This is a genomic window from Bacteroides sp. PHL 2737 (genome assembly GCF_004115325.2).
In the GTDB taxonomy this organism is placed as follows: domain Bacteria; phylum Bacteroidota; class Bacteroidia; order Bacteroidales; family Bacteroidaceae; genus Bacteroides; species Bacteroides hominis.
On the sequence record NZ_CP040630.1, the window covers coordinates 455,950 to 468,763 of the forward strand.

General features: G+C 39.9%; 5 protein-coding genes and 2 pseudogenes. 5 read left to right on the forward strand and 2 right to left on the reverse strand.

All coding sequences use genetic code 11. The features are described 5' to 3' along the window. Positions 1 to 7: 7 nt before the first annotated feature. From DBK98_RS01935 to DBK98_RS01950, 4 genes are read left to right on the forward strand one after another with little or no spacing between them, the layout of a single operon-like run. Positions 8 to 1,570 (forward strand): DUF6850 family outer membrane beta-barrel protein, encoded by a 1,563-nt coding sequence (locus tag DBK98_RS01935; RefSeq protein WP_008768947.1) that lies wholly within the window; start codon positions 8 to 10, stop codon positions 1,568 to 1,570. Between the two features lie 30 nt (positions 1,571 to 1,600). Next, positions 1,601 to 3,775, forward strand: a complete 2,175-nt coding sequence (locus tag DBK98_RS01940; RefSeq protein WP_005651733.1) for a HEAT repeat domain-containing protein — start codon at positions 1,601 to 1,603, stop codon at positions 3,773 to 3,775. Positions 3,776 to 3,781: 6 nt separating this feature from the next. Beyond that, positions 3,782 to 5,983 (forward strand): HEAT repeat domain-containing protein, encoded by a 2,202-nt coding sequence (locus DBK98_RS01945; protein ID WP_004311266.1) that lies wholly within the window; start codon positions 3,782 to 3,784, stop codon positions 5,981 to 5,983. Between the two features lie 2 nt (positions 5,984 to 5,985). Then, positions 5,986 to 8,178 carry a hypothetical protein gene (locus tag DBK98_RS01950; RefSeq protein ID WP_004311265.1) on the forward strand — a complete coding sequence of 731 codons (2,193 nt, stop codon included), beginning with the start codon at positions 5,986 to 5,988 and terminating at the stop codon, positions 8,176 to 8,178. 3 nt (positions 8,179 to 8,181) lie between these two features. Here the strand turns inward: DBK98_RS01950 and DBK98_RS01955 are convergent. Beyond that, positions 8,182 to 8,355, reverse strand: a pseudogene (locus DBK98_RS01955) (transposase); the annotation flags it as partial. Positions 8,356 to 8,587: 232 nt separating this feature from the next. Here DBK98_RS01955 and DBK98_RS01960 point away from each other — a divergent pair. Then, positions 8,588 to 9,274 (forward strand): annotated as a pseudogene (locus DBK98_RS01960) (transposase); the annotation flags it as partial. Here DBK98_RS01960 and DBK98_RS01965 read toward each other — a convergent pair. Continuing rightward, positions 9,246 to 12,794 carry an Eco57I restriction-modification methylase domain-containing protein gene (locus DBK98_RS01965; RefSeq protein WP_004311263.1) on the reverse strand — a complete coding sequence of 1,183 codons (3,549 nt, stop codon included), beginning with the start codon at positions 12,792 to 12,794 and terminating at the stop codon, positions 9,246 to 9,248. The pseudogene DBK98_RS01960 and the gene DBK98_RS01965 sit on opposite strands and share 29 nt — an antisense overlap. Between the last annotated feature and the right edge of the window lie 20 nt (positions 12,795 to 12,814).

Genomic DNA, 12,814 nt, shown 5'->3' on the forward strand with positions numbered 1-12,814 from the left:
CAGAACAATGAAAAAACAATATATGAACTATATGAAAAGCTGCCTGCTGGTAATGATAGCCTGCCTTGTAAGTATGGTGGGAGCGGCACAGGGCTTCTCTCCCGCCGCTATGGAACAATTGAAAACAAGACGACTATGGTCTCATTCACAGAATGCTGCCGGTATGCCATTCGATGATATTCAGAATTATTCGAATGTTATATTGGGATATGACTTACAGGACGGAAACTATTGCCGTCCGCAAGAGGGGCAGAAAGAGGCTATCGTAGGTGTATCCAGTGAAGGCTTTATCAATCTGAAAAATGCATATGTGTGGGGAGCATTTAATTTTGCACAAAAAAATCTGACAGATGCCGGATATAACGCCTCCATTGCCGATCCATTCAGGGGAATGCCTTACTATGTCGCAGACCAGCACTTAAGCAAATGGAGAAATCAATATTACGATCTGAAGTTTCGTGCAGCTACTCCTTTACTTGGTAATCATTGGGCATTGGGGTTGGAAGGTAATTATGTAGCTACATTAGCTGCCAAACAGCGCGACCCGCGTGTGGATACCCGTTTTTATACGCTGGGACTGACGCCGGGGATTACTTACAAGTTGAATAATTCACACAAGTTTGGTGCAAGTTTCAAGTATAGTTCTATCAAGGAAGACTCAAGAATGAGTAATGTCAACTCTTATGTGGATCAGGACTATTATATATTATACGGTTTGGGAACAGCCATAAAAGGAATAGGCAGCGGTGTAACCAGCAATTATATTGGAGACCATTTCGGTGGAGCTCTCCAGTACAACTTCAGTATGCCCTCTTTCAATTTACTGCTTGAGGGCAGTTACGATGTAAAAGCGGAAACTGTTCAGCAGAGCTATACGACTCCTAAAAAAATAGCCGGTGTAAAAGATAAAACTGCTCATGTTTCTTTAACGATGATTCAGGAAGGAAAGGACTATACCAATTATATGAGAACCACATATACAAATCGTAACATCGATGGTATTCAGTATATTTCTCAACGCGATAACTCTGAATCACAAAGTGGCTGGGTGGAATTATATAATAACATCCGTTCTACGTACAAGGCACAAACCGCTTCTCTTAATTATGCATTAAGCAGAAACCGCGGGAATGAATATAGTTGGAAAGCAGAATTAAATGTGAATTATACCAAGCAAGACGATGAATATTTAATGCCTAATTCTGTACAGAATGCAGAAAATTTATCTTTAGGCTTAGGTGGCAAAAAAAATTTTGTTTTAGGCAATAGTTTGAATCGCAGGCTTTTAATAGATGTTCATGTTGCGTATAACAATAATCTGGGAGGTGAATATGTATATGGTGGCAGCCATGCAGACTATCCAACTGTAACCGAATTACAACAAGGGCTGACTAATTATTATACCTGTGATTACTATCGTATTGGCGGGTCGATAACGTATTCGCAACAAGTCAGAGAAAACAGACGTATGAACTTATTTGCAAAAGTTGTATTCGATCGTGTAAATACCTCTGACTATGATTATGATGGGCGTACTCATTTATCGATAAGTTTAGGATGTAATTTTTAATGCTACATAACGAAATCTATATTACAAAACATGCGTAAATTAATAACTGGAAGTTTGATGCTCTGCAGCATATTATCTCTGCGGGCACAGACATTTGTTAAACCGGCTGTGAAAGTAAAGGACACCTCTTTTGCTGTAATTACAGATAAAGGGACATTTCAGGCTTGTGAAGCCGAGCTTAAAGCCTATCAGGAGATTCTAGGAATGGAAGGGTTGCCTACGTTCATCGTATACAATGAATGGAATAAACCGGAAGATGTAAAGAAAGTTATTGTTAAGCTCTACAAAAAGGATAAATTGGAAGGAGTGGTATTTGTCGGTGATATCCCTATTCCAATGCTCCGCAAAGCCCAGCATATGACTTCCGCTTTTAAAATGGATGAGAAAAACAATGACTGGAGAGATTCTTCAGTGCCCAGCGACCGTTTCTACGATGATTTCGACCTACAATTCGATTTTTTGAAACAGGACAGTGTCGAAAATAATTTCTTCTATTATAATTTGGCTATAAAATCTCCACAGCAAATTCGGTGTGACATATATTCTGCACGTGTCAAAGCTGTTGATAACGGCGAAGAACCGCATGCGCAAATCAGCCGCTATTTTAAAAAAGTGGTGGCTGAGCACCAGATAAACAATAAATTAGACCAATTCTTCTCCTATACAGGTGATGGCTCTTACTCTAACTCATTGACTGCATGGACACCGGAAACCTTTACTATTCGCGAACAAATGCCGGGCGTATTCGATAAAGAGGGACGGGCCCGTTTCATCCGTTATAATTTCAGCGATTATCCCAAGGACGATGTCATTAATATGCTGAAACGCACAGATCTGGACTTGTCTATTTTTCATGAGCATGGTATGCCCGAACGTCAATATCTTTCCGGTAGTCCCGCTACTAATAGGTGGAATGCTCATGTAGATGCAATGAAGTACTATTATCGTGGTTTAGCGCGTAGAAAGCAAAACAACAAAAAGTCTTTCGACGAAATGCTGGATATGATGAAAAACACATACGGTTTGGACACTACTTGGATTGCAGGCTATGATGATCCCAAAGTAATTGCAGAAGATTCTTTACTAGACCTGCGCACCGGTATTATCCTGTCGGAAGTTACAGAGTTTAAGCCTAATAGCCGTATGGTAATTTTCGATGCATGCTATAATGGTGATTTCCGAGAAAAAGATTACATTGCCGGACGTTATATCATGTCGGAAGGAAAATGCGTAACTACTTTTGCCAATTCAGTCAATGTACTGCAAGATAAAATGGCAAACGAGATGCTCGGCCTGTTAGGTATGGGAGCACGAGTGGGGCAATGGGCTAAATTGACGAATATTCTCGAATCGCACATTACCGGTGACCCTACTCTACGTTTTCAATCTATCAATGAGGTAGATGCCAATGCTTTGTTCAAAGAACCATATAGCGAGTCCCGCATGTTGGAGTTATTACAGTCGCCCTATGCCGACATACAGAATTTTGCTTTGCACAACCTTTATCGCAATGACTATCCGGGTATTTCTGATTTATTAAGAAAAACTTTTGAAACTTCCTCGTTCATGATGGTACGTTTCACCTGCTTGGCATTGCTTGAGAAGATTAGTGACAAAAACTTCCGGGAAGTCTTACACTTGGCCATTACGGATTCCTATGAATTTATTCGTCGCACCTCTGTTCGTATGATGCAACATGTGGGACTGAACGAGTATGTTTATCCGCAAATCAAAGCCTATGTAGAAGACAACCTATCCGAGCGTGTGGCATTTAATGTGAGTTTGGGGCTTCAAGTCTTTGATCAGGCAGCCGTACAGGCGGCAATTGATAAAGTAATGGCTGAGACCTATGTGTTGCAAGACAAGGAGGAGATGCGTAAGGTTTTGGAGAATGCCAATAATAGTCGTAGCATGCAAAAAGAGTTATTAAGCAAAGAAACTTCCGAACGTTGGCGCATCCTTTATTGCAATTCTCTGAAAAATCATATGGCACATGCCTGTGTAGACGGCCTCTTGGCTTTACTTACCGACTCCAGTGAAAGTGAAAAGCTAAAAACCTGTTTATTGGAGGCTTTTGCTTGGTTCACTCATTCTTATCGGAAGCCTGACATCCTTCGGGTATGCGATCAACTGAGAAAAGATAAGAGCTTATCCGAGAACCTTCGTGAAGAAGCCGACCGTACATATTACAGACTTAAAAATTAATTGGCCATGATTAAAAAAATAATATATCTGGCATTTCTTTTGCCATTGGCAGGAAATGCACAAACAACAGTCATAAAGCCATTGGTCAAACAACCTACCGCTTTTGCTATCATAACAGATAACCAAACTTATGCAAATACCAAAGATGCCATGCATCAGTACAAAACTGCGGTTGAAGATGATGGTTTGGCAACTTATCTGATCAGCGGTGACTGGCAAAATCCAGATCAAGTCAAACAGATAATCATCAAAACATATCAAGAATGCCCTTCATTGGAAGGTCTGGTTTTAATCGGCGATGTGCCTGTCGCATTGGTACGTAATGCGCAACACATGACTACTGCATTCAAAATGAATGAGAAAGCCTTTCCTTGGGATCAGTCTTCCGTACCTACCGACCGCTTTTATGATGATCTGAACTTAAAGTTTGAGTTCATCAGGCAAGACTCAGTAAATCATCAGCATTTCTACTACAAATTGACAGAAGACAGTCCCCAGCGGCTAAATCCTACTTTCTATTCAGCTCGTATCAAGTATCCGGAAAAAAAGGAAGGGGATAAATATGCGGCCATTGCCTCATATCTGAAGAAAGCTGCTGCTGCCAAGGCAGATAAGCATAATCAATTAGATCGGGTATTCTCATTCAATGGTGCTTCTTACAATTCCGATTGCCTGATTGTATGGATGGATGACGAAAAAGCTTATATGGAGAACTTTCCATTAGCTTTTGGTCGTCAAATGGGATTCAAACATTGGAACTTCCGAATGAAACACCCTATGAAATATAAGTTATTCAGCGAATTGCAACGAAAGGACCTTGACTTATTTATGTTTCATGAACATGGAATGCCAACAGGGCAGCTTATTAATGATGAATTGGCATGCACTGATTTCAATAATCGTTATAAAATGTTGAAGAGTACACTTTATAATGCAGTCATGTCCCATGTTGGAAAACGTGACAAAGACACCTTACGTATTCAGATGCAGGAAAAACGACAAGTGAATGAGGTGTTTTTTAAAGACCTGGACAATCCTAAGTTCTGGGAAGCAGACTCTCTTCACTACGCTGATGAACGTATCGTAACGGAAGATTTAATGAAGAGAAATCTTTCCACTAATCCGAAGATGATAATGTTTGATGCGTGCTACAACGGTTCTTTTCACGAAAACGACTATATAGCAGGACAATATATCTTTAATGACGGTCAGACATTAGTAGCACAAGGAAATACCCGTAACGTATTGCAAGACCGCTGGACTATTGAAATGATTGGTTTGTTGTCCCATGGTGTACGAGCCGGGCAATACAATAAGCTAATCGTATCACTTGAAGGTCATTTGTTTGGTGATCCCACTTTCCGTTTTGCTCCTATCGAAGCCAATACTTTAAGTACCGATATAACAATACACAAAGATGACAAAGCCTATTGGAAGAATTTGTTAAACAGCCCATACGCTGATGTACAAAGTTTGGCCATGCGTATGCTGGCTGACGCCGATACCCAAAAGGAATTATCTCCGTTGCTCCTGAAGAAGTACCGGGAAAGTGGCTTCAATACGGTTCGTATGGAAGCTATCAAGTTGTTGAGCCGTTATCAGGACGACAACTTCATCGAAGCATTACGCGAAGGTTTGAACGATACTTATGAAATGGTAGCTCGCCAAAGTGCCATTTATGCTGGATTTGTAGGTGACGATTCCTTATTGCCCGCTATTGTGGAAGCATTGGTCGAACATAATGAACGCTTACGCGTACAAATGAGTGCCAACAAGGCTTTAAGCCTTTATCCGAAAGAGAAAGTAGAAAAGACAATAGAAGACTTTTATGCAAAAGTTGACCGTTTGAATGAAAACGAAGAGAAAAAACGATTACTAAGAAGCCTGGAAAGAATGTTTGTACAAGAGGCAAAAGTCCATCAGACCTTGATGGATGTAGCTGCACCGGAAGCAAAACGTATCAGTGCAATCCGCAATGTGCGTAACTATACATTCCATTTCCACGTGGATGATTATTTGAATGTAATTCGTGATGCCGGTAATCCACAGGAAGTACGTGTAGTAATGGCCGAAGCATTAGGTTGGTTTACTAATTCTGTACAACGGCCACACATTCTTGAAGAAATAAAGAAGATGCAACAAACAGCCAATCTTCCGGAAGATTTAAAAGCAGAGCTTGAACAGACAATCAAAAGATTAAGTTTATAAATATGAATAAATACATCCTTTTGGCAATTACCGCTTTGTGCTTACAGGATATGCAGGCGCAAACAGTTGTACATCCTAGTATAAAAACAAAGACTACTTTTGCAATTGTAGTCGATCAGAAAAGTTATGATGAAGCGAAAAGTGAAATTGATGCTTATCGTACCAGTATAGAAAAAGAAGGTTTAGGTACTTACTTGCTAATTGATGATTGGAAAAGGCCCGAACCTATTCGTGAGCAACTTGTCAAATTGCATGAGAATGAGAAAACGCCTTTGGAGGGTTGCGTATTTATAGGTGACATCCCTATTCCAATGATTCGTGATGCACATCATCTATCTTCGGCTTTCAAAAGGTCTCCCAAAGCCAATTGGCAGAAATCAAGCGTTCCTTCCGACCGTTATTATGATGACTTCGGATTAAAATTTGATTATATTAAACAAGACAGTTTGATACCTGACTATCATTATATGACATTGCGTGCTGATTCTAAACAGTATATTTCACCGGATATTTATTCGGCCCGTATCCGTCCATTACATTTAGAAGGTGAGAACCGTTATCAGATGCTACGCGATTACTTAAAAAAGGCAGTTGCCGAAAAAGCAAAGCAAAATGCATTTGACCAACTGACTATGGCCCGTGGCCATGGTTACAATTCTGAAGATCCTTTGGCATGGAGCGGTGAGCAAATAGCCTTACGTGAGCAATTGCCGCAAATATTCAAATCGGGTAATACAGTGAAGTTCTATGATTTTAACATGCGCTATCCGATGAAACCATTATACTTGAACGAGATTCAGCGCGAAGGATTAGATGTCATGCTATTCCATCACCACGGTGGCCCCACCATGCAGTATATCAATGGCTATGAAAATGGTTCCGGTATTAATTTGAGTATTGAGAATGCCAAAATATTCTTGCGAAGCAAAGTGCCTTCATACGCCAAGAAACATGGGCGTGAAGCTGCTATCAAAGAATATGCCAAGCAGTATGGGGTGCCTGAAAGTTGGTGTGCGGAAGCTTTCGATGAGGAGAAAATAAAATCGGATTCCATTGTAAACCGTAATATGGATATCTATACTGAAGATATTCGTCTTTTGACTCCTAATGCGCGTTTTATATTGTTCGATGCTTGTTTCAACGGTTCTTTCCATTTGGATGACAACATTGTAGGCTCTTATATATTCAATAAGGGTAAGACCATTGCTACTATGGGATGTACGGTTAACACCATTCAAGATAAATGGCCGGATGAATTTCTCGGCTTGTTAGCTGCCGGTATGCGCATCGGGCAGTTCACTCGTTTTACCTGCTTCTTGGAAAATCATCTGATCGGTGACCCGACTTTTCACTTCACCAATAATGCCGGGCTGGATATGGACATCAACCAAGCTTTAGTTGCGCAGGAAGGAAATGTTACATTCTGGAAAAAACAGCTGAATTCCCCTATGGCTGACATGCAGGCAATGGCGCTCCGTCAATTGTCAATGGCAAATTATAGTGGTCTCGTTGAGTTGCTGAAGAAAAGTTACCACGAATCGAACTATTTCGTTGTGCGGTTGGAAGCATTACGCCTATTAGCTTTGAACTATCCGACAGAGGTTGCCGATGTATTGCAGACAGCCATGAACGACAGTTATGAACTGATCCGTCGTTATGCGGTGGAATACGTTGAAAAGAATTGCAATCCGGAATTGTTGCCGGCATGGATAGAAAGCTATTTATTACGCGGACATGAAAACCGCCATCGTTTCAGAATTTTTAGTGCTATCAACACGTTCGACCATGATATGGCTTTGAATGAATTGAAGAAACAGGCTGCCGATTGGTCTTTCTACGATTCTTCCTATGTGAATGAATTGTTAGAATACCTTCCTCGCCAAAAGAAAGGACTTGAAAGAGATTTTGCACTTATTGACAGTCCGGAAAGTACTACCAAACAGATACAAAGCGAAATAAGTAGGTTCCGAAATAAACCTATTGCTAAAGCTATTGAGCCATTACTGAACATTATAAAAAATGAAAGCCAAGAAGAAGAACTTCGCATATTGGCTGCTGAAACATTAGGCTGGTATAATTTATACTATAATAAAGCAGATATAATCAAAGAACTTAACACATTTAGAACTTCCAATCAAAAGCTAATGAACGAAGTTACCAAAACAATTAATAGGCTGAAAAGTCAAAATAGGTAGAATCATCCAAACGATGAGATAGACCGGATCCAAAGGGCGGTTCTGCCATTCCTGAGCAGCCTGGTTGACTTTGTTCGTGATGATGGAAATAGCTGATGTGGACAGTTCTATCTCATAGATTTCACGCATCTCCTCTTCTATGTCTGACACGCTCATTCCTTTGGCATATAGGGAGATAACAAGTTTTTCTTTAATATTATCGACACTATACAGGGACATTCAGTAAATGTCTATAGTATAACTCCTCAACCAGTTCCAGACACCAATCATTAAAACAGGGATATTCCTAAAATAATAAAATTTAAGGCAACTAATTCATTGCGAGTTAGTTGCCTTTTTTGTATCTTTAAGCATTCCCCCCAAAAAACGGTTTGACGGCCAAAACGGGGGTAATCTAAAATAAAAACACATGGTAAAGATACAAAAAATCTCAGAAATCGAACCTCGTTTAGGTTTTACCGAGTTCGATATGCTAAAAAAATATCGTCAAAGTTTTGCAACGAGTGAATTAGGTCGCCTCCATGCTCTGTTTCCTTTCTCGGAACTGGCCCGACAAATGCATTTGAAGTCCTCTGCTTTGGGTCGTAAAAGTTATTTTTCTCCCGAAGGTAAAATAGCCTTGATGGTCTTGAAGTCCTATACCAACTTTTCCGATGCACAACTGATTGAGCATTTAAACGGTAATATTCATTACCAGTTGTTTTGTGGTGTTCAGATTGATCCGCTTCATCCACTAACCAATCCTAAAATCGTTAGTGCAATTCGTCAGGAACTAGCGCATCGCCTTGACGTTGAGCCCCTCCAGCTCATTCTTGCCGAGCATTGGAAACCTTATCTTGAGAACCTTCATGTCTGTATGACCGATGCCACCTGTTATGAAAGTCATCTGCGTTTTCCTACTGATACCAAACTCTTATGGGAAGGTATTGTATGGCTTCATCGTCATCTGTGCAAACATTGCCAGACCTTGCACATACAACGTCCCCGTAACAAGTATCTTGATGTACGCCGTGCCTATCTTGCTTATAGCAAACTGCGTAAACGCAGGAAATCACAGACTCGTATGATTACACGAAGGTTACTTCAGTTATTGGAAAATTCAATACTGCCAACAGATAATCCAAATGATCGCCTGTCATAATATAACAGGCATTGTTCATTACATAATTGTTGGCATCATATGCAAAAGCCATTTGGTTTCCGATTATTTTCCATACAATTTTTGGCTTAGAAAAATCCTCCCAATAACTGATGCTATCTTGTGTTTCAAACCACTCGTTACTAGTTTTCTTTCGGGCTTTTATTTTTTTGCCATTAACAATATGAGTTTCTCCTGTTTGTTCTAAACGCTCTATGCCAATTGACAGAAGATAATTTTTCACCGCAGGATAACTTTCTATATCATAATGCCGCGAAGGAAATGTGGCTATAATCCACAAGTCCGCCCATTCATATTCATATCTCTTGATATCCCTGCCACGAAGAATCGGTCGTATAAGTTCAGCCGTCCGAACACGTTCATCTTCTGTTTGACAATTCGCTAGTATCTCATCACGCTTTTCGGTAGAAATGATAAAAGCATCATTGAAACCAGTTTTTATCCCATAGTTGATTTGGATGTTCCAATCCTTCAAGGGTATTCCCACAGACTCAATCTTCTGCTTGATGCTCTGTTCAATGGGAGACAATATCACCCATGGGATAGAATCTGCAAAGTTACACTTCACGCCTTGTTGCTGCACGAAATCGCTCAAATTATTCAAGCCATTCGAATCTTGTACCAAACAAGCTTGTGTGTTAAAAATATTTGCTGCTTTTTGAGATAAAAGAATATTTGCTTCTACCGTTATTGCATCGAATATTTTTATACCTGCAAAATCTACCAACATAATAGGATTGGTCTTGCTTGCGAAATAACCTCGCAAGGCTTCACCATACCCTGCACGCATCCATTTATTAGACGTGATATAGCAAAGAAAACCATTGGGAGTAAGCAGGTTCATACCCAACTCATAGAAGAGGCAGTAAATATCACCAGTGCGTGCATAAGTTATGTAACCCATGCATTCTAATACATCGGCACTCTTACCCATAGATTGTAACTGAATGTAAGGTGGATTGCCAATGATACAGTCAAATCCCAAGAAGTTGCCTTCGGCATCGAGTACTTCTGGAAACTCTATACGCCATTCGAATGCACCAAGATAAATTTTGTTGGAGCGTATTTCCTCAAATATATTTTCTAAAGTCGCAATTTCTTTCTTTAAATCGGCAATGCGCTTGTCCGACGCTTTCTTTTCCTTTTTTGTCGGTTCAAACAGTTGAGGCGCTTGTAAGTTTGCCAACTCAGAGCGGCGTTTGTTCAATCTAACCAATCGTGCATCCCGGCGGTTGATCTCTGTTTTCAGTTTCGACTTGATTTCTGTTATAAACGTTTCCAAATCCTGCTTTTCGCTTTTACTTTGGGCATTTTTATATTTAGCTACAGCCTCCTTATATTGGCTGATGCTGATACTAGACTCTCGCAGTACGGTCTGAATACTGTCTGTCAAAGCGAATCGGTGAAGCAAAGAATTTCCACATTTGATGTTAATGTCGATATTTGGTAAGGTTTCTAAATAAGTGTAATTACTTTCAGCCGTATAGTAAGCATTCTTCAACAATTCAATCCACAGTCGTAGGCGGCAAATCTTCACAGAGTTGGGGTTAATATCAACGCCAAATAAACAGTTCTCAATGATTTGACGCTTCTCCTTGAAAAGAGTTTCCTGCATGCGGCGACTTTCCGCATTGAGTGGGTTGTAAGCAAATAAATTACCTTCGGTATCGGTAACAATCAGCTCGTCATTTTCAATGGCAAGTTGATAGTCCGCTTTGCGGATACGCTTACCGGTAGCATCTACCAAAATACCTAATTCGTATTTCAAGAGTATCAGTTCATTGAGAGCAGACACAAGAAAGTGACCCGAACCAACAGCTGGATCACACAGTCGCAAACTGTTAATTAGTTCATTAGCTTCGACTATATTGTCAATATGGTTGTATAGTTCTATACGGGTGGTACAATTCCAGCCATAATAACCATTAAACTTTTGCAACACGGTCTTGGTGATTGCTTCACGGCACATGAACATAGTGATAAAGCCTGGAGTGAATACTGAACCATCCTTGTGACCATTTATTTTCTCGAATATAAGCCCTAAAACAGAAGCATTGATGAGTGTTTTAGCCTCTTCTTGCACTTCTTCACTGCCTTCGCTCGCAAAGTTATAAGCGTCGAGAAAAGCAAACAAATATTGCAGGGTGGGTAATGCGTTGACTTGTAGATTGCGTTTTTTATTTCGTAATACGCTACTCGCCAAGACAGGAAGTACCGTACGTTGTGAAAGGCTGTTTATCTTAATTGTTTTACTTTCCAAATCTGTCACCTCGAAAAGAGAACTGTTAAGATAGGGAACGTAAGCAAAATCACGCATAATGGAGTGTGTGCGGCTGCCCATGTCACGTGCAAGCACTTGGAAAAAGAGTGTGTTGAGATCATCATAGTCATGAATCTTAGTTATTGAAAGAAATTTATAGATTGCATCTCCATTGTGGTATTTCAACATCTGAGCCTCCAACAGTTTCAAGAAAAGGATACGATTCATCCAAGTAATACACAATTCCATTGCAACATTGAATAACCGTTCCTCATAATCATTCCCATACAAACGACCATTTATGTGACGCAAACAATCTTCTGCATCCAGTTGGTTAATAGTATTCTCTAGTAATGAAGCCTCGTCACGCCGTTCCACAGCTTTGCGTACAATCACGGTTTTATTATTCTCTTTGCGTTCCTCAATACCAATAATGTGTAGCAGCTCAGTGTAGAATCCACGGTTGAGCGAATTGCTGTCATTTTGGAACGATAGCTTCAAAAGATGTGTATCGCTGAATATCTTATAAAGTTCGATAAGTTTGCGTGAAGCGCTACTGTCTGTTCTATCAAGCAGGTGTTGATAGTCTTGTAAGTTGAAGTAAGTGTATTCAAGGCTATCTTTCACCTCCTCAATATAGGTTGTTGCAATTTCAGTATAGAAGAAATCGGTTTTGTTACTGGTTTTGCGTCCATCCACAAAGTCTTGAAACTCACGACGTAATTGTTTGTTCTGATAGAATTTGCGTTCAAACTCATGGGCATCAAAAATAAAGAATTCATGAATATTAGTAGCGATGAGATATTTAATATCATTGTTCTTCTTATTGACACGTTCTTTAAGATAGTATAGCAATAATTCCTGCAAAGCCTTACGATTAAGATTGTCATTAGAAATCATCTCACCTTTGTTGGTGGTACTCTTTACTTCAATCAATAACCCTATATTGGACTTGATAGTTTTATCCAATCGGATAGCCAAATCAATATCTTCTTCGGGAGCCATGTAGTATGGCTTGTAGAACGTTTCACTCAGAAAATTACGTAAATGTTCTTTTTGCGTGTGTTCTCTTTGCCCATCCACAATATTGTCTCTCAATGTGCGAAGGGCATTTTTGAATAAGTCAAAATCTGTTGTTTCAATCGCAACCTGTCTATATGCTTTGTTCAAAACTTGATTCGGTTTGAGTAGTCCCATAATGTTTGGTAAATGAGTTA